The organism is Dactylosporangium sp. CA-152071, from assembly GCF_050936335.1.
In the GTDB taxonomy this organism is placed as follows: Bacteria; Actinomycetota; Actinomycetes; order Mycobacteriales; family Micromonosporaceae; genus Dactylosporangium; species Dactylosporangium maewongense.
The window spans coordinates 3,809,192-3,831,821 of record NZ_JBNJMZ010000001.1 but is presented as its reverse complement, the minus strand read 5'-3'; the positions used below and the strand labels follow the sequence as shown (position 1 = coordinate 3,831,821).

At 72.1% G+C, this 22,630-nt stretch carries 27 protein-coding genes; 11 read left to right on the top strand and 16 right to left on the bottom strand.

Annotation, left to right across the window (positions count from 1 at the left end; translation table 11 throughout):
• Window positions 1–120 precede the first annotated feature (120 nt).
• A complete protein-coding gene (locus ACQEVZ_RS17040) occupies window positions 121–2,235 on the top strand; it encodes a ThuA domain-containing protein (RefSeq protein WP_433367454.1) in 2,115 nt (704 codons plus the stop codon).
• Window positions 2,236–2,252: 17 nt separating this feature from the next.
• Entirely contained in the window at window positions 2,253–2,822 is a 570-nt protein-coding gene (locus ACQEVZ_RS17035; RefSeq protein ID WP_433367451.1) for a DUF998 domain-containing protein, read from the top strand.
• On the opposite strand, the gene ACQEVZ_RS17030 is transcribed toward ACQEVZ_RS17035, so the two are convergent.
• Window positions 2,806–4,422, bottom strand: coding sequence for a GMC family oxidoreductase (locus ACQEVZ_RS17030; RefSeq protein WP_433367448.1), 1,617 nt, complete (start codon window positions 4,420–4,422; stop codon window positions 2,806–2,808). The genes ACQEVZ_RS17035 and ACQEVZ_RS17030 overlap by 17 nt on opposite strands.
• 190 nt (window positions 4,423–4,612) lie before the next feature.
• On the opposite strand from ACQEVZ_RS17030, the gene ACQEVZ_RS17025 reads away from it, so the two are divergent.
• Window positions 4,613–4,978, top strand: coding sequence for a VOC family protein (locus tag ACQEVZ_RS17025; protein WP_433367445.1), 366 nt, complete (start codon window positions 4,613–4,615; stop codon window positions 4,976–4,978).
• 10 nt (window positions 4,979–4,988) lie between these two features.
• Here the strand turns inward: ACQEVZ_RS17025 and ACQEVZ_RS17020 are convergent, their stop codons facing one another.
• Together ACQEVZ_RS17020 and ACQEVZ_RS17015 are read right to left on the bottom strand one after the other, a co-directional pair.
• Complete coding sequence (locus ACQEVZ_RS17020; protein ID WP_433367443.1) at window positions 4,989–6,167, bottom strand: hypothetical protein; 1,179 nt, start codon at window positions 6,165–6,167, stop codon at window positions 4,989–4,991.
• A 13-nt stretch (window positions 6,168–6,180) separates the two neighbouring features.
• Window positions 6,181–6,594, bottom strand: coding sequence for a WapI family immunity protein (locus ACQEVZ_RS17015; protein WP_433367440.1), 414 nt, complete (start codon window positions 6,592–6,594; stop codon window positions 6,181–6,183).
• Between the two features lie 76 nt (window positions 6,595–6,670).
• Here ACQEVZ_RS17015 and ACQEVZ_RS17010 point away from each other — a divergent pair, with 76 nt between their 5' ends.
• Entirely contained in the window at window positions 6,671–7,111 is a 441-nt protein-coding gene (locus ACQEVZ_RS17010) for a cupin domain-containing protein (RefSeq protein ID WP_344503046.1), read from the top strand.
• 47 nt (window positions 7,112–7,158) lie between these two features.
• On the opposite strand, the gene ACQEVZ_RS17005 is transcribed toward ACQEVZ_RS17010, so the two are convergent.
• The 5 genes from ACQEVZ_RS17005 to ACQEVZ_RS16985 form a co-directional block, all read right to left on the bottom strand.
• Window positions 7,159–7,959 (bottom strand): C40 family peptidase, encoded by an 801-nt coding sequence (locus ACQEVZ_RS17005; protein WP_433367436.1) that lies wholly within the window; start codon window positions 7,957–7,959, stop codon window positions 7,159–7,161.
• A gap of 288 nt (window positions 7,960–8,247) precedes the next feature.
• Complete coding sequence (locus ACQEVZ_RS17000; protein ID WP_433367433.1) at window positions 8,248–8,715, bottom strand: aminoacyl-tRNA deacylase; 468 nt, start codon at window positions 8,713–8,715, stop codon at window positions 8,248–8,250.
• A 22-nt stretch (window positions 8,716–8,737) separates the two neighbouring features.
• Window positions 8,738–9,607, bottom strand: a complete 870-nt coding sequence (locus ACQEVZ_RS16995) for an LLM class flavin-dependent oxidoreductase (protein ID WP_344503042.1) — start codon at window positions 9,605–9,607, stop codon at window positions 8,738–8,740.
• A complete protein-coding gene (locus ACQEVZ_RS16990) occupies window positions 9,604–10,149 on the bottom strand; it encodes a YdeI/OmpD-associated family protein (RefSeq protein WP_433367429.1) in 546 nt (181 codons plus the stop codon). The genes ACQEVZ_RS16995 and ACQEVZ_RS16990 overlap by 4 nt, the downstream gene beginning before the upstream one ends.
• Window positions 10,149–10,535 carry a VOC family protein gene (locus tag ACQEVZ_RS16985; RefSeq protein WP_354888236.1) on the bottom strand — a complete coding sequence of 129 codons (387 nt, stop codon included), beginning with the start codon at window positions 10,533–10,535 and terminating at the stop codon, window positions 10,149–10,151. Before ACQEVZ_RS16985 ends, ACQEVZ_RS16990 begins: the two co-directional genes overlap by 1 nt.
• A gap of 62 nt (window positions 10,536–10,597) precedes the next feature.
• Here ACQEVZ_RS16985 and ACQEVZ_RS16980 point away from each other — a divergent pair, with 62 nt between their 5' ends.
• Entirely contained in the window at window positions 10,598–11,533 is a 936-nt protein-coding gene (locus ACQEVZ_RS16980; protein ID WP_344503039.1) for a helix-turn-helix transcriptional regulator, read from the top strand.
• A 26-nt stretch (window positions 11,534–11,559) separates the two neighbouring features.
• Here the strand turns inward: ACQEVZ_RS16980 and ACQEVZ_RS16975 are convergent, their stop codons facing one another.
• Window positions 11,560–12,558 (bottom strand): LacI family DNA-binding transcriptional regulator, encoded by a 999-nt coding sequence (locus tag ACQEVZ_RS16975; RefSeq protein WP_433367424.1) that lies wholly within the window; start codon window positions 12,556–12,558, stop codon window positions 11,560–11,562.
• Window positions 12,559–12,626: 68 nt separating this feature from the next.
• Between ACQEVZ_RS16975 and ACQEVZ_RS16970 the strand changes: the two genes are divergently transcribed.
• A complete protein-coding gene (locus ACQEVZ_RS16970) occupies window positions 12,627–13,742 on the top strand; it encodes a methyltransferase domain-containing protein (protein WP_433367421.1) in 1,116 nt (371 codons plus the stop codon).
• 241 nt (window positions 13,743–13,983) lie between these two features.
• Here the strand turns inward: ACQEVZ_RS16970 and ACQEVZ_RS16965 are convergent, their stop codons facing one another.
• The 5 genes from ACQEVZ_RS16965 to ACQEVZ_RS16945 all read right to left on the bottom strand — a co-directional run bounded on the left by ACQEVZ_RS16965 (window position 13,984) and on the right by ACQEVZ_RS16945 (window position 18,036).
• Window positions 13,984–14,982 carry an NAD-dependent epimerase/dehydratase family protein gene (locus ACQEVZ_RS16965; RefSeq protein WP_433367418.1) on the bottom strand — a complete coding sequence of 333 codons (999 nt, stop codon included), beginning with the start codon at window positions 14,980–14,982 and terminating at the stop codon, window positions 13,984–13,986.
• 149 nt (window positions 14,983–15,131) lie between these two features.
• Complete coding sequence (locus ACQEVZ_RS16960; protein ID WP_433367415.1) at window positions 15,132–16,025, bottom strand: hypothetical protein; 894 nt, start codon at window positions 16,023–16,025, stop codon at window positions 15,132–15,134.
• Between the two features lie 76 nt (window positions 16,026–16,101).
• A complete protein-coding gene (locus ACQEVZ_RS16955) occupies window positions 16,102–16,812 on the bottom strand; it encodes a uracil-DNA glycosylase (RefSeq protein ID WP_433367412.1) in 711 nt (236 codons plus the stop codon).
• Between the two features lie 26 nt (window positions 16,813–16,838).
• Entirely contained in the window at window positions 16,839–17,447 is a 609-nt protein-coding gene (locus ACQEVZ_RS16950) for a trimeric intracellular cation channel family protein (RefSeq protein WP_344503033.1), read from the bottom strand.
• 85 nt (window positions 17,448–17,532) lie between these two features.
• A complete protein-coding gene (locus tag ACQEVZ_RS16945; protein WP_433367407.1) occupies window positions 17,533–18,036 on the bottom strand; it encodes a hypothetical protein in 504 nt (167 codons plus the stop codon).
• A 231-nt stretch (window positions 18,037–18,267) separates the two neighbouring features.
• Between ACQEVZ_RS16945 and ACQEVZ_RS16940 the strand changes: the two genes are divergently transcribed.
• Window positions 18,268–18,477 (top strand): hypothetical protein, encoded by a 210-nt coding sequence (locus ACQEVZ_RS16940; protein ID WP_327005529.1) that lies wholly within the window; start codon window positions 18,268–18,270, stop codon window positions 18,475–18,477.
• A 54-nt stretch (window positions 18,478–18,531) separates the two neighbouring features.
• On the opposite strand, the gene ACQEVZ_RS16935 is transcribed toward ACQEVZ_RS16940, so the two are convergent.
• On the bottom strand, window positions 18,532–19,020 hold the full coding sequence (locus ACQEVZ_RS16935; RefSeq protein ID WP_433367404.1) for a hypothetical protein: 489 nt from the start codon (window positions 19,018–19,020) through the stop codon (window positions 18,532–18,534).
• A 109-nt stretch (window positions 19,021–19,129) separates the two neighbouring features.
• On the opposite strand from ACQEVZ_RS16935, the gene ACQEVZ_RS16930 reads away from it, so the two are divergent.
• From ACQEVZ_RS16930 to ACQEVZ_RS16915, 4 genes are read left to right on the top strand one after another with little or no spacing between them, the layout of a single operon-like run.
• The gene (locus ACQEVZ_RS16930) at window positions 19,130–19,570 is read left to right on the top strand and encodes a carboxymuconolactone decarboxylase family protein (protein ID WP_344503030.1); all 441 of its coding nucleotides are present in this window, start codon (window positions 19,130–19,132) and stop codon (window positions 19,568–19,570) included.
• A complete protein-coding gene (gene sigJ, locus ACQEVZ_RS16925) occupies window positions 19,522–20,412 on the top strand; it encodes an RNA polymerase sigma factor SigJ (protein WP_433367401.1) in 891 nt (296 codons plus the stop codon). Before ACQEVZ_RS16930 ends, sigJ begins: the two co-directional genes overlap by 49 nt.
• Window positions 20,413–20,417: 5 nt before the next feature.
• Window positions 20,418–20,933 carry a SigE family RNA polymerase sigma factor gene (locus tag ACQEVZ_RS16920; protein WP_344503028.1) on the top strand — a complete coding sequence of 172 codons (516 nt, stop codon included), beginning with the start codon at window positions 20,418–20,420 and terminating at the stop codon, window positions 20,931–20,933.
• Entirely contained in the window at window positions 20,930–21,688 is a 759-nt protein-coding gene (locus ACQEVZ_RS16915; RefSeq protein ID WP_433367397.1) for a hypothetical protein, read from the top strand. Before ACQEVZ_RS16920 ends, ACQEVZ_RS16915 begins: the two co-directional genes overlap by 4 nt.
• Window positions 21,689–21,690: 2 nt before the next feature.
• On the opposite strand, the gene ACQEVZ_RS16910 is transcribed toward ACQEVZ_RS16915, so the two are convergent.
• A complete protein-coding gene (locus tag ACQEVZ_RS16910) occupies window positions 21,691–22,542 on the bottom strand; it encodes a class I SAM-dependent methyltransferase (protein WP_433367394.1) in 852 nt (283 codons plus the stop codon).
• Window positions 22,543–22,630: the final 88 nt, after the last annotated feature.

Sequence of the window (22,630 nt, the reverse complement as noted above, 5' to 3'; positions counted from 1 at the left end):
TGTTTGTCCGGGGCAAAGTTCTGACAGAAGCAACGGAAGGTGCGTTCGGCGCGCTCCTCCCTCCCCGCGATCGCGACGGTCCCGCACAGGCCCGCGATCCATCCGGAAGGAGCACGTCCTGTGCGTATACCTGTTCGGAAACTGATCGCGGCCGCCGCCGTCGCGGCCCTCCTCGCCGCGGGTGGTGCGGCCACCCCCGCGTCCGCCGCCCCGGCGTACAAGGTCCTCGTCTTCTCCAAGACGGCAGGCTTCCGCCACAGCTCGATCCCCAACGGCATCGCCGCCGTCCAGGCCCTCGGCAGCGCGAACAACTTCGCCGTCGACGCGACCGAGGACGCCGCCGCGTTCACGACCGCGAACCTGGCCCAGTACAAGGCGGTCGTGTGGCTGTCGACCACCGGTGACGTGCTCGACGCCACCCAGCAGGCCGCGTTCGAGTCCTACATCCGCGCCGGCGGCGGCTACGTCGGCGTGCACGCCGCGGCCGACACCGAGTACGCCTGGCCCTGGTACGGCAACCTCGTCGGCGCCTGGTTCGCCTCGCACCCGGCGCAGCAGCAGGCGACGATCAGGGTCGAGGACCGCTCGCACGCGGCCACCGCGCCCCTGCCGCAGACCTGGACCCGCACCGACGAGTGGTACAACTACCAGACCAACCCCCGCAGCACCGCCAAGGTCCTCATGAGCCTCGACGAGGGCAGCTACAGCGGCGGGTCGATGGCCGGCGACCACCCCATCTCGTGGTGCAAGCAGTTCGACGGCGGCCGCAGCTGGTACACCGGACTCGGCCACACCGAGGCGTCCTACACCGAGGCGAACTTCACCGCCCACCTCCTCGGCGGCATCAAGTGGGCCGCGGGGCAGGTCCAGGCGGACTGCCGCCCCGAGACCGGCTACCAGGCGCTGTTCGACGGCAGCCAGGCGAGCCTCAACCAGTGGCGGCAGGCCGGCCCCGGCGGGTTCACGCTCGCCGACGGCACGCTCACCTCGTTCGGCGGCATGGGGCTGCTCTGGTACCCGGTGAGCCAGTTCTCCAACTACTCGCTGAAGGTCGACTGGCAGATGCCCGGCGACGACAACGGCGGCGTCTTCATCGGCTTCCCCGACCCCAACGGTGACCCGTGGGGCCCGGTCAACGCCGGCCACGAGATCCAGATCGACGCGACCGACGCCGACCCGTCCCGCACCACCGGCAGCGTGTACAGCTTCAAGGCCCCCGACGCCGCCCTGCGCGCCGCCGCCCTCAACCCGCCCGGGCAGTGGAACACCTACGAGGTCGGCGTGCACGGCCAGCGGGTCGAGATCTGGCTCAACGGCGTGAAGATCAACGACTACACGAGCACCCGGGCGATCCAGTCCGGCTACATCGGCGTGCAGAACGACGGCGCCGGCGCCGACATCTTCTACCGCAACATCCGCATCAAGACCGACGGCAGCCAGCCGGCCACCGACATCGCCCGCGGCAAGACCGCGACCGCGTCGTCGGTCGAGCCCAACAGCACGCTCGTCGCGGCGAACGCGGTCGACGGCAGCAGCACGACCCGCTGGGGCAGCGTCCACGCCGACCCGCAGTGGCTGCAGGTCGACCTCGGCGCCTCGTACAACCTCAACCGGGTCCGGATCAACTGGGAGGCCGCCTACGCGAAGGCGTACCAGATCCAGACCTCTCCGGACGGGTCCACCTGGACCAACGTCTACGCCACGACCACCGGCGACGGCGGCGTGGACGACGTCACCCTCACCGGCACGGGCCGCTACGTCCGCGTGAACCAGACCCAGCGCGGCACGCAGTGGGGCTACTCGATCTGGGATCTCAGCGTGTACGGCACGCCGGCCGGCACCGGTCCGCAGTCGCTGTGCCGCAACTGCCCGGTGACGGTGTCGTCCGTCGAGTCCGGCAGCCCGCACGCCGGCGCCAACGCCGTCGACGGCAACACCGCGACCCGCTGGGGCAGCGCCTACAGCGACCCGCAGTGGATCCGCCTCGACCTCGGCGCCACCCGCACGATCACGCGGGTGCGGCTCAACTGGGAGACGGCGTACGGCAAGGCGTACCAGATCCAGACCTCGCCGGACGGCAACACCTGGACGAACATCTACACCACGACGACCGGCGACGGCGGCATCGACGACGTGACCGTCAACGGCTCCGGCCGCTACCTGCGGGTCAACGGCACCCAGCGCGGCACGCAGTGGGGCTACTCGCTGTGGGAGCTGGAGGCCTTCGGCTCCTGACCCGCCATACTTCGAAGATGCGCGATCCGGTGCGGTGGTCCGCGGTGGTCTCCTCGGCCACCGCACCGGTCCTGCTCATCGGCGGCTGGAGCGTCGCCGCGGCGCTCCAGCCTTCCTTCGACCCGCTCCGCGACACGATCAGCGCCCTGGCCGGCCTCGGCGCCACCGACCGGTGTGTGATGACGGTCGCGCTGCTCGGGGTCGGGATCTGCCACGTCGTCACCGCCCACGGCCTGCGCCCCGTCGCCACGCAGGCCCGGGTCATGCTCGCCGCGGGCGGGGTCGCCACGGTCCTGGTGACCGCGTTCCCGCTGCCCCGGGCCGGCTCGTCGGGCGCGCACCAGGCGGCGGCGACCATCGCGTTCGCCTGCCTGGCCATCTGGCCGGCCCTGAGCCGCGTCCCGCTCGCGCGGGTGGCCACCGGGGTGCTGGTCACGCTCGTCGTGCTGTTCTCGATCGCCCTCGCCGCCGGTGTACTGGTAGGGCTCGCCGAACGGTTGGCCGCCGGCGCCCAGGCGCTCTGGCCGCTCGCGGCCGTGCTCCTCCTCCTCCGCCGCCGGCGTGTGACGGTCAGCGGGCCTGCGTGATCAGGTCGGCGGCCTTCTCCGCGATCATGTAGACCGGTGCCATGGTGTGGCCCCGGTTGATGACGGGCATCACCGAGGCGTCGACCACCCGCAGGCCGGTCAGCCCGCGCACCCGCAGCGACGGGTCGACGACCGCGTCGTCGCCGGTGCCCATCCGGCAGGTGCCGACCGGGTGGTACAGGGTCTCGGAGTGCCGGCGGATCGAGCCGGCGACACCGTCGTCGTCCAGGACGCCCGCGTACGGCTCCATCGGCTCGCCGACGTACGGCTTGAGCGCCGCGGACCTCGCGAGGCGTTCGGCGACCCGTACACCCCACACCATCCGCCGCAGGTCGGCCTCCTCGCTGAGGTAGCCGGGCTCGATCACCGGCGGCTCGGCGGCCGTCGGCCCGCTGATCCCGACGGTGCCGCGGCTGCGCGGCTGCAGGAGCACCACCCCGATCGTCAGCCCGTGCGCCGGCGGCGGCACCATCCCGTGCTCGACGAACGGCACCGGCGCGAAGATCAGCTCGATCTCCGGCGGGATACCGGGGTCGGGCGCGACGAACGCGACCGCCTCCGCGACGTTCGACGACAGCATCCCGGTGCGGCCGAGCAGGTATCTGGCGACGCTGCCGAGCGACTCGGCGGCGAACATCGTGATCGGCTCGGGACAGTGCACGACTACTCCCGCCGACAGGTGGTCCTGCAGGTTGGCGCCGACGCCGGGCAGCTCGTGCACCGGCTCGACCCCGGCGGCCCGCAGCGCGTCTGGATCGCCGATGCCCGACAGCTGCAGGATCTGCGGCGTGTTCACCGCGCCCGCGCAGAGCAGCACCTCCTTCTTGGCCGTCACCTCGCGGACGGCCCCGGCCGCGTCCTTGTACGCGACGCCGACGACCCGGCGCTGCTGCTGCTGCTGCTGCTGTTGCTGCCTGGCCGCCGCCCCGCTCAGCCGCAGCCGGTCGACCGTCGCACCGGTGCGCACGGTCAGGTTGGGCCGCTTCAGGACGGGCCGCAGGTACGCGTCGGCGGCGCTGAACCGGGCGCCGCGGTGCTGGGTGACGGGCGTGGGGGAGCAGCCACTGTTGTCGGGCCCGTTGAGGTCGGCCGTCGCGGGGATCCCCTCGGCGACGCACGCCTCCAGGAACGCGGCGGTGATCCGGCTCGGGCTGCGCAGCTCCCGGATCCACAGTGGACCGTCCGCGCCGAGCGAGCCTCGCTCCCCGACGCGCCGCTCCACCTTCTGGAAGTACGGCAGCACCTCGGCGTAGGACCAGCCGTCGACCCCCCACCCGTCGTAGTCGGCGGCACAGCCACGGATCCACATCTGCGCGTTGATCGACGTCGACCCACCGAGCGTCCGCCCACGCGGCCAGAACAGCTCCCGCCCGTCAAGCCCCTGCTGCCGGACGGTCCTGTAGCTCCAGTCGTACGGCGTGCCGAACAGCTTGCTGAACGCCGCCGGAATCCGTATCTCACGCGCCTTGTCGGGCCCACCGGCCTCCAGCAACAGCACGCTCGTGCCAGGGTCCGCGGAGAGCCGGTTGGCCAGCACACACCCGGCCGGCCCCGCACCCACGATCACGAAGTCGAACGCGGTCTCACTCTCAGCAGGCATGGCGGGCCTCCTTGGCCATCGACCATACGCCCCCTTCCCGCCCCGGGGGAGTACCCGGCCGACGCCCTAACCCCTCCGCCGCGTTCCCACCCACAGCGTCGATCGCATGCCGTTGAAGCATCGCCCGGGGCGGAAGAAACGATCGGGGAACCTGACATGGGGTGGCAGGAATGGGGGTCAGGATGGGGGCATGACTGGATTTGCCACGCTCATCATGGTGAACATCGATTGTGACGAGCCGCCGGTGCTGGCGGAGTTCTACAGCGAGATGCTCGGGTGGGAGGTGACGCACACGCAGGCGGAGTACGCGATGGTCAGCGACGGGAAGACGTCGATCGGGTTCGGGCAGATCGGGAGCTACGAGAAGCCGACGTGGCCCGAGGGGCCGGTGCCGAAGCAGTTCCACCTGGACTTCTACGTCGACGATCTCGCGGATGCCGAGGAGCGGGCGGTGAAGCTCGGGGCCACCAGGGCCGGGTTCCAGCCGGCGCCGGAGCGGTACCTGGTGCTCATCGACCCCGCGGGGCACCCGTTCTGCGCCTGCCTGCGGTCGTAGCGCGCGACGGTCAGCGGGTCAGGTTCGAGGACGAGACCGACGGGGGGCGGGCGCCGAGGAAGTAGATGCCGGGGAAACCCTGCGTCTCGAAGCCGGCGCTCGGGTTCTTGCGCAGCGTGGAGCTCTCGATGGACATGGTGCCGGAGCGGTCGTTGCTGACGAAGAAGACGGCGCCGCCGCCCTCGTTGGCCTTGTTCTGCTCGACGAGGGTGCCGGCGAGGCGGACGGTGAACTGGTTGCCGTCGCAGTAGATGGCGCCGCCGCTGCCGCCGCCGGGGGTGCCGGGGCGGGCGGGGTTGGCGCCCTTGCCGACGGCGGAGTTGTAGGACAGGACGCTGTTGAGCACCACCCAGGACACGCCGATGCTGCTCAGGGCGCCGCCGTTCGCGCAGACGCCGCCCTGGCCGGCGGCGCCGCCGAAGGTGCTGCTCACGATGTAGACGGGCTGGTTGTGGTACTGGCTGAGCACCCGGATCGCGGCGCCGCCGAGGTCCGGGCCGGTCTGGTCGCAGCGGTTGCGGATGAAGCGGGCGTTGACGACCTTGAACCGGCCGCCGCGGACGAAGATCGCGCCGCCTCCGCCGCCCTCCGTGGTGTCGCCGGTGGAGTTGCCGTCGGCGAAGGTCAGGTTCTGCACGGTCAGCGACGGGTGGTCCTGGTCCTGGCAGTGCGAGGTGGTCCAGCCCTGGTTCTTGTCGCACGTGTTCATGTAGAGGATGCGCCGCTTGCCCTCACCGCTGAGGGTGACCTTGCCGCCGCCGTCGAGCACGATCTTCGCGCCCTGCACGTTCTTGATCTTCGCGGTGGCCTTCATCGTGATCGTGACGGGCTGCGGGCCGCAGTTGAACGTGATGACCCCGCCGGCGCCGACCGCCGACACGACCGCCTCGGACGTGCAGCTCGCGGGGGTGCCGTTGCCGATGACGCGGGTGGGTTTCGACGTGTCGGCGGCGTGGGCCTCCGCCGGGACCGTGGCCCGGCCGTTCGGGTTGCCGTTCGCCTGCGGGGGTGGCGGCGCGGCGGAGGTGCTGCTGGGTGCGCTTGACGTCGCCGGTACCGACGACGCCGCCGCGACCGGGGAAGAAGGCGAGGGCGAAGCGGGAGCGGCGACATTGCGGGGCGACCCGCCGCACCCGGCGAGGGCGAGAACGACCGTCGTCAGTGCCGCTGCCAGGGCGCGTCGTCGCATCCGGCGATCCTACTCAGCCGAGACCGCGCTCCCAGTCCACGGCGGCGGCCTCCAGGGCCTGCGGGTCGAGGTCGAGCGTGATCGGGTAGTCGTACGTGCGCATCCGCTCCTCGCCGAGCCAGGGCGGCGCCGCGGCCAGGGAGAACCCGACCGTGACCCGCGGCTGGAGGTGGTCGTGCTCCTCGAGCGTGAAGGTCAGGCCCGGCGACGCGAACGCCAGCCGGTCCGGCAGCTCCAGCCGCCCCTTCGCGGCCCGCAGGAGCCACTGGCCGAGCGCCGCCGCCTCCGCCTCGGTCAGGCAGGCGTCGCGGAAGGTCCACGCCCGCCCGTCGCCGGCGTCGACGACCCCCTCGACGACGAGCAGCTCGCCGGTGCGGTCCGTCACGCTGAGCGAGACGGCGACACCGCCGGGTCCCTCCAGCAGCATGCGATCAGCATCGCAAAGCGGGGCGCGCCGGCGCACCGGACGTTCGGGCGGACCGCAGGCCCGCTACGGTGGCGAGATGACGACGCGACCACGACTGGCGGAGCTGCTGGACATGGCGCCGCACCCGGAGGGCGGCTGGTTCCGGGAGACCTGGCGCTCGCCGGTGGCGTTCTCGCCGGAGGGGTACGACGGGCCGCGCAACGCGGCGACCGCGATCTACTTCCTGCTGCACCCGGGCGAGGAGTCGGCGTGGCACGTGGTCCGCTCCGACGAGCTGTGGTTCTGGCACTCGGGCGGCCCCCTCGCGCTGCGCCTCGGCGGCTCCGGCGAAGCGCCCGGCGAGGGCCCGACCACGCTCCTGGGCGGTGACGTCGCGGCGGGGCAGCGCCCGCAGGTGCTGATCCCCGCCGGCGTCTGGCAGGCCGCCGCCCCGACCGGCACCGAGCCGGTCCTGGTCAGCTGCGTCGTCGCCCCGGGCTTCGACTTCGCCGACTTCCGCCTGCACGACAAGGCCTGACGGTCCACATCGGACTGTGATGGTGTCCGATGTGGACCGTCCCGGCGTCAGGCGACCCGGCGGGCGAAGCTGAACGCGTAGACCGGCGAGAGTTTCACGCCGCCGCGTTCGGTGGAGGCGTGCACCATCCGGCCGCCGCCGACGTAGATGCCGACGTGCCCGGAGGCCGGGAACACCAGGTCGCCGGGGCGCAGCTCGCCGCGCCCGACCGGCCGGCCGACCCTGGCGAGCCCTCCGGTCTGGTGCGGCAGCGAGATGCCGATCCGCTGGAACGCGGCGGCGACGAGGCCCGAGCAGTCGAACCGGTCGGGGCCGGCCGACCCGAACCCGTAGCCCTTGCCGACCTGGGCGAGCGCGAACCCGACCACCCCGCCGCCGGCCGCCGGCGCCCAGCTGGGGGGCGCCCACGTGGAGGCGGCAGTGGCCCTCGGGGGGCGACGGGTCACCGGCGGGCGCTGCCGGCCCGGTCCGGTGCGCGGCGCGGTCGAAGCCCGGGTCCGCGGTGCCGGCCGGCTCCGGCTGGCCGGCCGCTGCCGGGTGACCGCCCCCGCGACGGTCACCGCCTCGGCCTGCGCCGTCGCGGAAGACCCTGCGGCGGCGTCAGCGGCGGCCTGCTGGGCGAGCCGCGCCCGCTGGGCGTCCCGGCTCGCGGCACGCACCTCGCGGAGCTCGGCGCGGGCGTCGGTCGTGCCGCCCTCGTAGTACCAGACGGACCTGACACCGACCGGTGGCATCGTCGTGCTGATCCGTGCGGCCGGCGACGTGTCGGCTGGGGCGCCGTGGGCCGGCGCGCTCCCGGCCACCCCGCACAGCACCACGCAGAGCGCGGTGCCGAGGTTGATGCGCAATGTGCGTGCCGTCCTGCGGGGACGGCGTAACGGATGTGTGGACAGTGCGACTCCCCGCTCGGCCCGGGGCTCTCCTGCGCTCTCCGGCTGCCCTGCCGTCACGGAGTCGTCACGGTCGGGCGGTGCCTCCCAGCGGTCGGAACCGCAGGGACGCGTGTGCCGGAAACCCGGGCAATGATGGTTGCCAGTGCCACATTCCCACAGATCACGAAGAAGTCTGGCATTTTGCGCAAATCGCCATTGGCGCGCGCTTTTCCGCTCGTACCGACGGGAAATAGCGCGAATCGATCAGGCTTCCGGCTCGGAGACGTCGGCGACCGCCGCCCCCAACGCCTCGATCGCGGCACCGGCGTCGACGGCCAGCGCCACGCCGTGCCGACCGGCGCCGAGCGTGATCTCCCGCCCGAGGATCCGCTCGTCGGCGACCACCGGCCAGGCCGTCGACGAGCCGAACGGCGTGATCGTCCCGCGCTCGTAACCGGTCGCGTCGCGGGCGGTCGCGGCGTCCGGCATCGACAGCCGGTTGACGCCGAGGAGGGCGCGCAACTTCGGCCACGAGATGACCCGGTCGCCGGGCACCAGCACGAACCGGTAGTCCCCGTCGCCGACCCGCACCACGATCGTCTTGACGACGTCCGGCACCTCGACCCCGCGCGCCGCGGCGGCCTCGGCGAGGCTGCGCACCGGACCGTGCTCGACGATCCGGAACGCGATCCCACTCGCCTCTGCCGCCGTGACGGCTGGATTCTCGGCCATGCTCGCCACGGTACCGCCGGAGCTACGCCACCAGCGGCCGCACCCGCTCCGCCACGAACCGCATGAACCCCTCCGGATCCGGGTCGTCGGGCGTGGGCTGGAGGACCACGGTGTCGGCGCCGGCGTCCGCCCACCGCGCGACGGCGTCCGCGACGGCGTGCGCGTCCCCGGCGACGGTCACGTCCTGCCCGTCGTGGTAGCCCCAGCGCACCCGCTCCGCAGCCATCCGCGCCTCGGCGTCGTCGCCGGTCGCGGCGTGCAGGTAGACGACGACGGGGTGCGGATCCGTGCGGCCCGCCGCCTGCCGCCCCTCGTCGATGCGCTGCCGCGCCGCCCGGACCGCTTCGACGCCGGTGCCGCCGGTGAGGATCGTGCCGTCGGCGAGCTCCCCGGCGAGCCGCAGCGTGCGCTGCCCGGTGGCGCCCACGTAGACGGGCGCGCCGGAAGGCGGCCAGTCGAGCGCGACGCCGTCGAGGTGGACGTACCGGCCGTCGACGGTGATCCGCTCGCCGGCGAGCAGACCGCGCAGCGCCGTCACGTACTCGCGCAGCAGCGTGATCGGCGACTCGGCCCGGGCGCCGACCTGCGCCATCCAGTCCTGCACGCCGTGCCCGACGCCGATGATGGCCCGGCCCGGGAACAGCCGGTACAGCGTCGCCAGCTCCATCGCGGTCACCGCCACGTTACGGAACGGCACGGGCAGCAGCCCCACCGCGATCCGCACCCGCTCGGACCAGGCGAGCGCCGCCGCGGCGGTCGCGACCCCGCTCTCCAGGAAACAGTCCTCCCACAACCACAGCTCTTCCAGGCCGCTCTCGTCGGCGGCACGGACCACGGACCGCAGCCGCTCCGGCGGAAGCTGCGGCACGAACACGGCACCCAGCGTCGTCATGCGGACAATGCTGCCAGGATCGCCCGCACCCTGGCGGCCCGTCCGGCGGCGGTGCGCAGCTTCACCAGGTTGAGGATCAGCCCGTACCGCTCGGTCGCCGGCAACGCGTCGAACCGCTCCTTCGCCCGCTCGTCGCCGCCCAGCGCCTCGGCCAGGTCGGGCGGCACGGTGGCGTTGCGCTGCGACGGGTACGCCGCGGCCCACCGCCCGTCGGCCCGCGCCCTCTCGACCTCGGCCAGCCCGGCGGGCCGCATCCTGCCGGCCGCCGTCAGCGCCTCGACCTTCGCCACGTTGACCTGCGACCAGGTGCTGCGGGGGCGGCGCGGCACGTACCGCTGCAGGAAATGCCGATCGTCGAAGCTCTTGCGCTGCCCGTCGATCCACCCGAAGCACAGCGCGACGTCCAGGGCCTCCTGCACGGAGATGCTGGTGATCCCGCTGCCCTTCTTGCCGACGAGGATCCAGATCTCGCCCTCTTGGCCGTGGTGCGACTCGAGCCACCGCTCGAACGCCGTCGTGTCGGCGAACAGGACCGGTTCCATCAGGCCATCTCCAGGTAGTGCCGGTTGTGCATGATCGCGACGATGTTGCCGAACGGGTCGGTGACCGCGGCGGTGACGAAGCCCGGCCCGCGCTCGGTGACCGGCTGCAGCGGCGCCGCCCCCAGCGCGAGCAGCCGTTGCAGGGTCCCGTCGAGGTCGTCGACGTGCCAGTACATGAACGCGCCCGCGGGCGTGCCGGTGTCGTGCGGCGCGTACCGGCTGTCGACGATGCCGAACTCGGCCTGCCGGTCGCCGACGCGGAACTCGGCGTAGCCGGGCCGCTCGAAGTACGGCTCGACGCCGAACAGCTCCGCGTACCACCGCTTGGCCGCGTCATGGTCCTCGGCGAACACGTTCAGCGTCGCGAAACCCCGGAATGTCGTCATGTGAAGCACGCTATCGGGCATTGCGGAAAGGTACGTTCCGCAATGTCTGACAGACTTGGCCGATGCTGGAGACCTCGGCGCGGCTGCTGCGGCTGCTGTCGCTGCTGCAGAGCCGGCGGGACTGGTCGGGCGCGGCCCTCGCCGAGCGGCTCGCCGTCACCACCCGCACCGTGCGCAACGACATCGAGCGGCTGCGCAGCCTCGGGTACCACATCGACTCCAGCACCGGGATCACCGGCGGCTACCGGCTCGGGGCGGGTGCCGCGACGCCGCCGCTGCTGCTCGACGACGAGGAGGCCGTCGCGGTCGCGGTCGGGCTGCGCGCGGCGGCCGCCGGGTCCGTCACCGGGCTGGAGGACCCGGCGCTGCGGGCGCTGATCAAGCTCGAGCAGACGCTGCCGCCGCGGCTGCGCCGCCGGGTCGACGCGCTGCGGTCCGCGACGGTCTCCGCGGCCGGCGGCGGGCCGACGGTCGACGCGTCGCTGCTCACCGCGCTCGCCGCGGCGACCCGGGATCACGAGCGGATCAGCTTCGACTACAAGGACCGGCGCCGCCGCGCGGAGCCGCACCGGCTCGTCTACACCGGCCGGCGCTGGTACCTGCTCGCGTGGGACCTCGACCGCGCGGACTGGCGCACGTTCCGGGCGGACCTCGTGGCGCTGCACCCGCCGACGGGCGTCCGGTTCGAGCCCCGCGACCCGCCCGGCGGCGACGCCGTCGCCCACGTGATGCGAGGGGTGTCGTCGGCGGCGTGGCGGGTGCCGGCCCGGGTGCGGGTGCACGCGCCGATCGCGGCGGTGACGGCGCGCCTGGCGTCGACGGCCGGGGTGCTGACCCCGACCGGCGAGGCCACCTGCGAGCTGGAGACCGGCGCCGACAAGCTCATGGACCTGGCCGGGTTCCTGGGCACGATCGGCTTCCCCTTCACCGTGCTCGACCCGCCGGAGCTGCGCGACCTGCTCCGCGACCTTGCCGCCCGCTATCAGGCGGCTTTATAGCCGCCGTTCAGCTTCATGGCCGCCGTTCATTGGACGGCCGTCGTGGACCGTTCGATCAGGCGGGTCGGGAGGATCACGCGCCGGGCGGGGCCGTCGTCGCCCTCCAGGCGGGCGAGCAGCAGGCGGGCTGCGTGCCGGCCCATCTCCTCCGGGTCGTGCGCGACCACCGTCACCCCGAGCACGTCACCGAGGTCCAGCTCGTCGAACCCGATCAGCGCCTTGTCCCGGTTGCCGCTCGCCCGCAACGCCCGCAGCGCACCCGTCGTGATCCGGTTGTTGGTGGTGAACACGGCCGTCGGCGCCGGGTCGCGGGCGAGCAGCGAGTGCACGGCGCGCTCGGCCTTGTCGACGTCGTGCGCGTCCTCCAGGAGGTAGTCGCGCCAGCCGGTGATCCCGGCGGCCTCCATCGCCTCCGCGAACCCCTCGACCCGGTCCTGGTGCGTGGTGAGCCGCGACAGGTCCCCGACGATGCCGATCCGCCGGTGCCCGCGCTCCAGGAGGTGCTCGGCGGCGCTCTTCGCCCCGCCCCGGTTGTCGAGCAGCACCGCGTCCGCGGTCAGGTCCACCGGTGGCCGGTCCACGAACACGAACGGGCTCCCGTGCCGCCGCTCAGCCGCCAGATGCCCGTGCTCCGCCATCGTCGAGACGACGACGAGCCCCCTGACCCTGCGCTCCAGCAGCGAGTCCGTCAGCCGCCGCTCCCACTCCGGATTCTCGTCGGTGCTGGCGGTGATCAGCTGCAGCCCGTGCATGCGCAGCTCCCGCTCCAGCCCGCTGGCGAGCCGCGAGTAGAACGGGTTGGCCAGGTCCCCGCTCAGCAGCCCCACCAGCGTCGAGGTGTTGCCGCCGCGCCGCAGCTCCCGGGCGGTGCGGTTCAGCCGGTACCCCAGCTCGTCCGCCGCGTTCTGCACCCGCGCCTTGGTCTCGACCGCGACATACCCCTCGCCGCTCAACGCCCGCGACGCCGTCTTGACCGACACACCCGACAACGCCGCCACCTGTGCGAGGCTCGGCCGGCTACTCATCGCTGGATTATGGCAGCCTTCCGCCGCCCGCTCGCACACTGTTGCCGTCGCCGCCTACCGTGACGCTCATGGCGCACGAGCTGTGGGCGAAGGGCGACGCCTACGAGGCGTACGTGGGCCGCTGGAGCCGCCCAGTCGCCGCCCGCTTCCTGACCTGGCTGGCCGTCCCACCCGGCCGCCGCTGGCTCGACGCCGGCTGCGGCACCGGCGCCCTCACCGGCACCATCCTCACCACCGCCACCCCCGCACAACTCACCGGCCTCGACCCGTCGACCGCCTTCCTCACAACAGCCTCGTCCCGCCTCACACCCCCGCCCGCCACCAGGACGACAAGTCCAGACCCGGCCGCGCCGCGGTCCGGTTCGGTCGCCGGCGCGGACCTGGACCTTGTCGGTTCGAGCACCGCCTCGGGGGCGGGTCCGGACGTCGATCTGGGCACGGGCACGGTTTCGGGCGCTGCCTTGAATTCTGCTGGCTCAGGGCCCGGTGGGGGTTCGAACGCTGCCCTGGGCCTTGCCGGCGCGGGGGCGCGACCGGGCGTTGCCTCAAGCACCGGCGCGGGTCCGGAGGCGGCCTTTGGTCCTCCCGGCGCGGGGTCGGGTTCGGGGGCTGTCTCGGGCGTCGGCGCGGGCGTCGCCCGTGCGCGGTTCGTCGCGGGGGACGCTCAAGCGCTGCCGCTGGCGGACGCGGCCGTCGACGTCGTCGTCAGCGGCCTCGCCCTCAACTTCGTGCCGTCGCCCGCGGCGGCCGTCGCCGAGTTCGCCAGGGTGATAGCGCCTGGCGGGACCGTCGCGGCGTACGTCTGGGACTACGCCGACGGCATGGCCATGATGCGCTACTTCTGGGAAGCCGCCGCGACCCTCGACCCGGCCGCCGCCGAGCTCGACGAGGGCCGCCGCATGTCCATCTGCTCCCCAACCGCCCTCAGCACCCTGTGGTCCGCCGCCGGCCTGACCGCCGTCACGACCCGCCCGATCGACACCACCGCGGTCTTCGCCGACTTCGACGACTACTGGACCCCGTTCCTCGGCGGCACCGGCCCGGCACCCAGCTACGTCGCCTCCCTCCCCAGCGACCACCGCGACGCCCTGCGCGACCTGCTCCGCGTCCGCCTCCCACACACCGCCGACGGTTCGATCCCCCTCCTGGCCCGAGCCCTGGCCATCCGCGGCACCACCACCTGAAACCCCCGCCCACGGCAGCTTCACCGGCCCCGGCGCGCGGACAGCCACCGCGTCACCCCCACGCTCTACGGCACCACCGTCTGACAGAAGCCTTCATCAACACGGCAGACGAACCCGTCAATGCCGACGCCTTCGCCCGGCGCTGATGGCGGCGACCGTCGGACCAGCGGACGGTCGCTCTGCGCAGGTCGTGGCACGGCGGCTCCCGTACCGACGCCGCCGACGCCAGACCGAGGGCTGGTCAGGACGTGTGTAAGCGCCATTCGGTGAGGAGGGTGGTCTCCTGGTCGGCGGTGAGGCGCTCGGACGGGGGTGGGAGCGGGTCGAGCAGGGCCGACTCGTAGGTTTCGCGGATCGTCTGGCGCAGCGGGCGGGGGGACAGGCCCGCCGCGAACGCCGCCGACGGGTCCGCGGCGTCCAGGGCCGCCTCGGCGTCGAACGGGTGCCACAGCGGCAGTCGCTCTTCGTCGATGCCACGCGTGCGGAGGAAGTCGGCGTCGACCCAGGTCAGCGTCGTTCCAGGTGGCCCGACCTCGGCGAGCATCGCCTCCAGCAGCCGCTCGAACGAGAACGGCGGGGCGGGACTCACCGCATGGAACACGCCGCCGCCGGGGCGGTCCAGCAGGCGGATCGTCCAGTCGGCCATGTCGCGGGCGTCGATGACCTGGATCGCCGCGTCCCGCGGGCCGGGCGCGAGGACCTCGCCGCCGCGGGCGACCCGCTCGACCCACCACGTGAACCGCGACAGGTGGTCATGCGGGCCCACCACGTACGTCGGCCGGATGATCACCGTCGAAGTCCCGAACCGCTCCTCGGCGACGCGCTCGCACGAGGCCTTCAGCGGCCCGTAGGTCTCGTTGGTGATCTCCTCAACGGTCGGGTCGTCGAGCTTGAGCAGCGGTGAGTCCTCGGCGAACCCGGGCCCCGCGGGCACGTCGTAGACCGACACGCTGGAGATGTACACGTAGCGCCCGCCGCGCTCCCCGATCGCGTCGGCGAGCCCGTGCACCTGCCGCGGCAGATAGGCACTGACGTCGATCGTCGCGTCCCAGCCCTCGTGCCCCGTGAAGAGCTCGTCGGGCAGCGCGTTGCGGTCGGCGTGCAGATGGGTGGCCGCCGGGAACAGGTCGGCGCCGGTCTGCCCTCGGTGCAGGAGCGTGACGTCATGACCCGCCGCGAGCGCGGCCTCGGTGATGTGCCGCCCCACGAACCTGGTGCCCCCGACGATCAGGATCCGCATGCCCACCAGCTTAGTGGCGCATCCCGACCCCGTCCGCCACCGTCACCATGAGGTCGCAATCCCTGCACATTCCGTCAACACCAGCGGATCTTCCAGCTTTGGTTGCGAGCCGCCGCCGGCCTGGAGGTGCCGGCGCCACCATGACGAACTCAGCCGGCGAACTCGTCGCCCAGCTCTTGGATCTTTTCGGCACCGACGGCGCGCCGGAGCCATGTGTCCAGTTGCGCGTCATCAGCGCAGCCGGCGATGAGCGCACGGTGCTCGTCGCTGACCGCCAGGCCTCGAGCGGCAAGCACCGTCAGCAGGGCCTCGGCCCTTCCTTCGGCCCTTCCTTCGGCCCTTCCTTCGTCTTTGCCCGAGTTGAAGAAACCTTTGGCAAAGTCACTTCTGTACTGATGGCCCGTGGTGGTCATGAAATCCTCCAGGAGGCGCTGGGCTGCCGCCGGTAGCCCAGAAAGTACCAGCTCATAGTACAGCCTGGCGTGGTCAAGATCGATTGTGTCGAAGGCGTGCAGCATGGCGCCGAAGATGGGTTGAGGGTCTGGCCGGGTGCCGTGAGCGAGAGCCGACAGGATCGTCAGCTCGGGGTGGCGCCGGGCGGAATCGGCGTCGGTGACGATGGGCACCTGGGCGGGTCCGAGTGAAACCGGCGTCACCACGGAGCCCGGTGGTCCCATCACGATCGGCGCCGCGGACCAGTCGGCGACAGATTGAACAGGACACAGCACCAGCAATGCGACCGGACAGTGCAGCCGCGCATACAGCGTCGCGACATACGCCGGCCAACTGTGCAGTTTTCGGTCGTCCTTGCGGAGCTGAACCTCGATCACGACGGCGAGCACCGTCTTGTGCCTGTCGTTGAGGGTCACCACCGCGTCCGCCCGGTATTCGGTCGGGATCACGTCGGTGAGATCACTCGGGGAGAGTCGTGCCTCGGTGAATTCGGGCACCGGGACGTGCAGCTGGCCGTCGAGGATTTCGGCGGCCAGCACAGGTCTGACCCGGAACATCTCGATGAGGGTCTCGTGAAGATGCGTCGGCATGCCGCGGGACTCTATCGAAGAATCTTACTTTCCGCTAATCCGCTGATCACGCTGCGTATGGACCTGAGGACCTGGGTCATGCAGGGCGGGGCATTGACGGGGACCAGCGGATGGGTTGGGTGCCGGTCGCGGTGAGGGCCGCGTTGATCCGGCTGAACGGGCGGCTGCCCAGGAAGCCGGTCGGGTTCATCGGGCTGGGGTGGCCTGCCCGCAGGACGACGTGGCGGTCGTTCGTCACCAGGTGGGCCTTGGCCTTGGCCGCCGCGCCCCAGAGGACGAAGACGACGCGGTCGGTCTTGGCGTTCAGGGCCTGGATCGTGGCGTCGGTGACGTTCTCCCAGCCGCGGCCCTTGTGGGAGTTGGACGTGCCGGCGCGGACGGTCAGGACGGCGTTGAGGAGCATGACGCCCTGGCGGCACCAGGGGGTGAGGTCGCCGGAAGGGGGTGGGGTGACGCCCAGGTCGTCGCGCATCTCGCGGTACACGTTCTCCAGCGACGGCGGGACCCGGACGCCCTGCGGCACGCTGAAGCTCAGGCCGTGCGCCTGGCCCGGCTTGATGTACGGGTCCTGGCCGAGGATGAGCACCCGGGTCGACGCGAGCGGGCTCAGCCGGTACGCGGCGTAGATGTCCTGCTTGCGGGGGTACACCGGGCCCGTCTTGTACTCCTCGACGACGAACGACGACAGTGCCGCGACGGCGGTGGGGTCGACGTACGGCGTGACCGCCTCGCGCCAGTCGTCGGGCATGAAGTCCAGCAGGTACACAGGCTTCGCCGATGCGTTCATGGCCGGCAATCTATCGCCAGGCCGCGTCAGGAGGCGGTCGGGGCGGACCAGTTGCGGCGGAGGGAGACCATGCGCAGGACGAAGACGAGGACCGCGGCGAGGGCGATGCTCACCGGGCGCTGCGCGTGCAGGGCGTCCAGGGCGGCGACCGAGACGCAGCCGAGCAGGCCGGCGACGGCGTAGATCTCACGGCGCAGGACGGTGGGGATCTCGCCGGTGAGCAGGTCGCGGATGAGGCCGCCGCCGATGCCGGTGATCATGCCGATGATGCAGGCGCCGAGGGGTGGGATGCCGGCGTCGAGGGCCTTGAGGGTGCCGGTGACGGTGAAGAGGCCCAGGCCGGCGGCGTCGAGGACGAGGACGGTCCAGTGCAGGCGGCTGACGGCCGGGTGGAGCCAGAACGTGGCCGCGGAGGTGACGGCGGCGACGGCCGCGTAGCGCCAGTCGACGAAGGCGAACGGCTGCACGTTGACGAACACGTCGCGCATGATGCCGCCGCCGAGGGCCGCCACGAAGCCGACGAACACGACGCCGAACAGGTCCAGCCGTTTCGCCACGCCGGCGGTCGCGCCCGAGGCGGCGAACACGGCGATGCCGACGAGGTCGACGACGAGCAGCGGACTGAGCTCCGACACGGTTGTGCTCCAGCGGTACAGGCAAACAAGAACGGGCGCGGGTGCCGGTCAGCACCGCGCCCGTCCTGTATACGGCACAGCGGGTTCAGATGTTGTTGATGATCGCCATGCTGGTCTCGTGCTGCATGGCCATCATGTCGGAGACGGCCGCGGCGTCGTAGTAGCCGCCGGTGCTCGAACCGGTGTCGGTGGCGGTGTCGTCGGTGTCGTCCGCGCTGCCGGAGACGGTGCCCGCGGCGGTGTTCATGCCGCCGCTGACGTCGCCGTCGAGGTTGCCGCCCGAGCCGTCGTAGTCGGCGTTGTCGTACTGGGCGATGTCGCCGTCCAGGTTGCCGCCCTCGCCGTCGTAGTCGGCGGTGTCGGCCACGTCACCGGCGGTCAGGTCGGTGTACTCGTCGGTCAGGGCGTTGTAGGACTTCTCGTAGACGCCGTTGCCGTCCTCGTCGAGGGCGGCGAAGTCGGCCTGCCCGTCGCCGTCGAGGTCGCCGACGATGACGTTGGCGCCGTCCTCGGTCGTGTAGATGACGGCCTGGTCCTCGACGCCGTCGCCGTCGAGGTCGGCGCTGAACGGGGTGTAGTCGTCGCTCATATCTGGTGGCTCCTTCAAATGCTGTTCGGGTGGATCAGCTCAAACGATCAGTTCAAACGATCAGTGCAACGAGAGGAACCGTACGAGCAGGCCGGGGCCCTTGACTCCCCTATTGCTGCCAACCGGACAGCAGTGAGGATCACCTGGGACGGGTTTGCGTCACAGGGGGCACGGGGTATCCAACCGTCGATTCGAAGTAGACGAGTACGTCGGATAGATGGAGGCACTCCCGTGGGCAGAGGATCCGGAATCGGCGGGGTCATCCTCGTCATCTGGCTGATCATCGGTGTCATCGCGGCCGGTCAGCGCGGCTACTTCGACAGCGAGGACACGAACTGCGCGAAGACCGGCACGATCCTCGTGACGATCGTCGCCGGCCCGCTGAACTACCTCGGCGTCAACCCCAAGATCAACTGCGACCTGCCCGAACCCTCGAAGTAGGCAAGCCCCGATCGGAGCCGGCGAACGCCGGCTCCGATCGCCGCACAACGAAACCTACAGATCGTGGGTCTGGGACCGCTCGATCTCGGTGAACGCGGCCTGCAGGTACCGCGGAAACGACCGCCGCTGGAGCAGGTCGGCGAGCAGCAGCGGGGCGTGCCGTGCCAGGGCCTGCGGTGACGGGCGGCCCTCGCCGTCGTTGTCGTCCTGGACGCCGAGCGCGCCGACGAGCAGCACCACCATCACCTGCGGGTCGACCTCCTGCCACTCGGCCGCGGACCGCACCGCCCGCTCCAGCCCGGCGCGCACGTCGTCGCCGTCGAGCCCGTCGGGGTGCAGGTCCTCCAGCAGCGCGCGGACGACGACGCCGAGGACGAGCCCGGACTGCTCCGGATCGAGGCCGGCGAGCTGCTCGACCGCCGCGTCGAACGCCTCCTTGTCACGCGCCTGGGCGGCCTCGACGGCGGCGGTGGCGGCGGTCGCGATGGCCCGGGCCGGCGGCGGCAGGTGTCGCCAGCCTGACGGGGTGCGGGTGGTGTCCACACCGTCCGACCCTAGTGCCTGCACGATCGGCCGCCGGTCGTGGAGGTGGCAGTGGCGCAGGACACAGGCGCGGCTGTCACGAACGGCCGGGCGGAGCCGTCATCTCACCATGAAGCAACGAATGTCGCTCAGCGAGATCAACCCCGACGCGTACCAGGCAGTCCTCGGACTCGAGAAGTACATCAGGGCACACGTCGACCCGGCACTGCTCCACCTGCTCAAGCTCCGTGCGTCGATCCTGAACGGCTGCTCCTTCTGCGTGGACATGCACACCACGGAGGCGCTCGCCGAGGGCGAGGACAGCCGGAAGCTGTTCGCCGTCTCGGCGTGGCGGGAGGGCCCGTTCTTCGACGAGAAGGAGCGGGCCGCGCTCGACCTCACCGACCACGTCACCCGGCTGGGTGAGCACGGCGTCCCGGACGAGGTGTGGGACACGGCCGTGGAGCACTACGGCACCCAGGGGGTTGCCGACCTCCTCATGGTCATTGCGACGATCAACGTGTGGAACCGACTCGCCGTGTCGACCAGGACCCAGCCGCCGACGACGTGAGCGAGGAGTTCCTCGCGCACCGGCGGATGCTGCTCGGGATGGCCTACCGGCTGCTCGGGACGCTGTACGACGCCGAGGACGTCCTCCAGGAGGCGTACCTGCGCTGGACGCGCGCGGACAGGTCCGAGGTCGCCGAGCCGCGCCGCTACCTGACCAGGGTGGTGGCGCGGCTCGCCGTCGACGCGCTCCGGGCCCGGCAGGCGCGCCGGGAGGACTACGTCGGCACCTGGTTGCCGGAGCCGCTCAGGACCGGGGACCACCAGCAGAGCCTGATCGACACCGAGGACCTGTCGATGGCGATGCTGCACCTGATGGAGCGCCTGACCCCGCCGCAGCGGGCCGTCTACGTGCTGCGCAACGCGTTCGAGCTGCCGTACGCCGAGATCGCCGGCATCCTCGACCGCACCGAGGACGACTGCCGCCAGCTGCACCGCCGGGCCGCCGCCGCGCTCGCCGGGCGGGCCAGGTTCAGCACCGACCCGGCCGAGCACGCGAGGCTCCTCGAAGGGTTCGTGGCCGCCGCCCGTACCGGCGACGTCGAACGCCTCGAAGCGCTCCTCCACGAAGACGTCGTGGCGTGGAACGACGGCGGCGGCAAGGTCCGCACCGGACCCAACCCGATCCGCGGCCGGGCCAAGGTGGTGCGCTTCTTCACCGCCGTGATGCGCAGGCACGACCCGAGCACCACGAGGACCGGGGTCAACGGCGGCGCCGCGCTGCTGGTCGAGGCCAACTACCGGTACACCATGTGCCTCTGCGTCGTCGACGGCAAGATCCACGACCTGTTCCGGGTCGCCAATCCCGCGAAGCTCTCAACCTTCGACGCCCAGGGCTCGTACTAAGGGGTATGCGCGACTTCGACGACTTCGCCACGGCGGCGACCCAGCCGCTGCTCCGGCTCGGCTGGCTGCTGACCGGCGACGCCGAACAGGCGCAGGACCTCGCCCAGCAGACGCTGATCCGCACGTACGGCGCCTGGCACCGGGTCAGGCACGACGACGCGCTCAGCTACGCGCGGCGGGTCATGGTCAACCTGCACACGGACTGGCTGCGCCGCCGGCCGTGGCGGGAGCAGGCGCGCGCCGAGGTGCCCGACACCGGCGCGCACGACGGCGGGCACGGCGCCGTCGAGGACCGGGCCGCGCTCGTCGCGGCGCTGCAGTCGCTGACCCGGCGGGAGCGGGCCGCGATCGTGCTCCGCTACTACGTCGACCTGTCGGAGCAGCAGACGGCGCAGACCCTCGGCGTCAGCGTCGGCACGGTCAAGTCGGTCTGCTCGCGCGCCCTCGCCAAGCTGCGCACCAGCCCGGCGCTGCGCGGGGAACACCCCTTCGTCCGAACGGCTCAGGGAGAGCACGCATGAACACAGAGTTGGAGCTCGGCGAGCGGCTCACCGACGCCGCCGCGGCCGCACCGGACCAGCTGGGGGTCAGCGTCGATGAGCTGCGCCGCCGGGGCGCGCGGCGGCAGCGGACCCGGATCGCGGTCACGTCGGCGACGGTCATCCTCGTCGTCGCCGCGGGCGCTCTCGTCGGCATTTCCGGCGTCGGTACAGGCGGCGCCGGCGACGACGGCATGACCACGGTCGGCGCCCCGCCCACGGCTTCCCCGTCCGCCGAGCCGGTCCAGGGCGACGAGGCAGGCGACCCGGCGATCCAGCCGACGGCGACGATCGACACCGGCGATGCCTTCGACGGCGGCACGCTGACGTTCTGGTTCGCGGTGCGCCAGAACCGGTTCCTCCAGGTGGTCGGGCGGCGCACGACGGACGGGAAGCTCAGCCTGTACGGCGTCACCAACGACCCCGACGTGACCGGCGCCGGCCCGGGCGACCCCGGGTTCCACGCCGGTTGGGAGTTCGGCAACGGACAGGACCGGTTCCTCACCGGCTACGTCGTCGGCGACGCCGCCAAGGTCACCCTCACGGTCGACGGGACACCCCGCGAGGCGAGGACCGCCGCCTGGACCGGCAACCCCACCGTCCACGTCTGGTGGGTCCGGGCGCCCGAGGTCCCGGGTGCGCCCTACCAGCAGGCCCAGGTCCACGACCTGACCGCCCTCGACGCGAACGGCAAGGCCCTGGCCACGCACAAGGAAGGCGGCGTCGGAGTCGGCTGACGCTAACGCGCTCCCGAGATGACGTGCAGCTCGCAGGGGCCGACGAACCCATCCTCGGTCTCGTACTCCCGCAGCGCCGCCTCGATGTCGGCCCAGACCCGCTCGCGTTCATCCTCCTCGACCCCCGACAGCATCTGATGCAGCGCCCCGAACGACTCGCGTTCGAACCGCAGACAGTCACCGGCCGAGGGCAGCAGCAGCGGCGCGTCCATGGTCTCGACCTGCACGTCACGGAACCCGGCGTCGGCCAGTGCGTCCCGCGCTGACGCCGGGTCGGCCAGACTGAACGGCCCAGGCTGACCGGGTAACGGCGCGGGAAGCCCGGCCCGGCTGCGGATCAACGCCGCCGGCACCGAGAAGAACCGGTTGCGTTCAGCGGTCGAATAGACGACGGCGGCGAACCGGCCACCCTCACGCAGACTGGACCGGATCCCGCGCAGCGCCCTGCCCCGGTCAGGGAAGTAGATGACCCCCAAACGCGAGATCGCCGCGTCGAACTCCCCGGACCACCGGCCGCCGATCTCCTCCCCGTCAACCTCGAGCGTGGAGACCTGACGCAACCCGCTCTCGTCCGCCGCCCGCTGCGCGTACGCCAGGATCGCCGGCGACACGTCGGTGACCACCACACTGCCGTCCGGCCCGGTCCGCCGCGCCGCGACCAGCGACTGCCCACCGGCACCACCCGCCACATCCAGCACCCGCGACCCGCGACCGACGCCGGCAGCGTCGAGCATCACCTCCGTCGCCGCGCCGAGCCACTCCTCCAGGGTCGGCCCCCACCGATGCCAGGCTTCCGCGGCGTCCTGCCACTGCTGCCTCGTCGTCGCCTTGTACGCAACCGCGTCGAACGTCATGGATCCTCCTCAGGTCGGCAGCGCTGAGCTGCTGTGACGTCAGTGTGGTCCCGGGCCCCGCCCACCACATCCGTGTCCACCACGGATC

Bases quoted from the DNA above. Each gene is read 5' to 3' on its own strand.
- ACQEVZ_RS17035 (WP_433367451.1), top strand. From the start codon at position 2,253: ATGCGCGATCCGGTGCGGTGGTCCGCGGTGGTCTCCTCGGCCACCGCA.
- ACQEVZ_RS17030 (WP_433367448.1), bottom strand. From the start codon at position 4,422: ATGCCTGCTGAGAGTGAGACCGCGTTCGACTTCGTGATCGTGGGTGCG.
- ACQEVZ_RS17025 (WP_433367445.1), top strand. From the start codon at position 4,613: ATGACTGGATTTGCCACGCTCATCATGGTGAACATCGATTGTGACGAG.
- ACQEVZ_RS17020 (WP_433367443.1), bottom strand. From the start codon at position 6,167: ATGCGACGACGCGCCCTGGCAGCGGCACTGACGACGGTCGTTCTCGCC.
- ACQEVZ_RS17015 (WP_433367440.1), bottom strand. From the start codon at position 6,594: ATGCTGCTGGAGGGACCCGGCGGTGTCGCCGTCTCGCTCAGCGTGACG.
- ACQEVZ_RS17010 (WP_344503046.1), top strand. From the start codon at position 6,671: ATGACGACGCGACCACGACTGGCGGAGCTGCTGGACATGGCGCCGCAC.
- ACQEVZ_RS17000 (WP_433367433.1), bottom strand. From the start codon at position 8,715: ATGGCCGAGAATCCAGCCGTCACGGCGGCAGAGGCGAGTGGGATCGCG.
- ACQEVZ_RS16995 (WP_344503042.1), bottom strand. From the start codon at position 9,607: ATGACGACGCTGGGTGCCGTGTTCGTGCCGCAGCTTCCGCCGGAGCGG.
- ACQEVZ_RS16990 (WP_433367429.1), bottom strand. From the start codon at position 10,149: ATGGAACCGGTCCTGTTCGCCGACACGACGGCGTTCGAGCGGTGGCTC.
- ACQEVZ_RS16985 (WP_354888236.1), bottom strand. From the start codon at position 10,535: ATGACGACATTCCGGGGTTTCGCGACGCTGAACGTGTTCGCCGAGGAC.
- ACQEVZ_RS16980 (WP_344503039.1), top strand. From the start codon at position 10,598: ATGCTGGAGACCTCGGCGCGGCTGCTGCGGCTGCTGTCGCTGCTGCAG.
- ACQEVZ_RS16975 (WP_433367424.1), bottom strand. From the start codon at position 12,558: ATGAGTAGCCGGCCGAGCCTCGCACAGGTGGCGGCGTTGTCGGGTGTG.
- ACQEVZ_RS16970 (WP_433367421.1), top strand. From the start codon at position 12,627: ATGGCGCACGAGCTGTGGGCGAAGGGCGACGCCTACGAGGCGTACGTG.
- ACQEVZ_RS16965 (WP_433367418.1), bottom strand. From the start codon at position 14,982: ATGCGGATCCTGATCGTCGGGGGCACCAGGTTCGTGGGGCGGCACATC.
- ACQEVZ_RS16960 (WP_433367415.1), bottom strand. From the start codon at position 16,025: ATGCCGACGCATCTTCACGAGACCCTCATCGAGATGTTCCGGGTCAGA.
- ACQEVZ_RS16955 (WP_433367412.1), bottom strand. From the start codon at position 16,812: ATGAACGCATCGGCGAAGCCTGTGTACCTGCTGGACTTCATGCCCGAC.
- ACQEVZ_RS16945 (WP_433367407.1), bottom strand. From the start codon at position 18,036: ATGAGCGACGACTACACCCCGTTCAGCGCCGACCTCGACGGCGACGGC.
- ACQEVZ_RS16930 (WP_344503030.1), top strand. From the start codon at position 19,130: ATGAAGCAACGAATGTCGCTCAGCGAGATCAACCCCGACGCGTACCAG.
- ACQEVZ_RS16920 (WP_344503028.1), top strand. From the start codon at position 20,418: ATGCGCGACTTCGACGACTTCGCCACGGCGGCGACCCAGCCGCTGCTC.
- ACQEVZ_RS16915 (WP_433367397.1), top strand. From the start codon at position 20,930: ATGAACACAGAGTTGGAGCTCGGCGAGCGGCTCACCGACGCCGCCGCG.
- ACQEVZ_RS16910 (WP_433367394.1), bottom strand. From the start codon at position 22,542: ATGACGTTCGACGCGGTTGCGTACAAGGCGACGACGAGGCAGCAGTGG.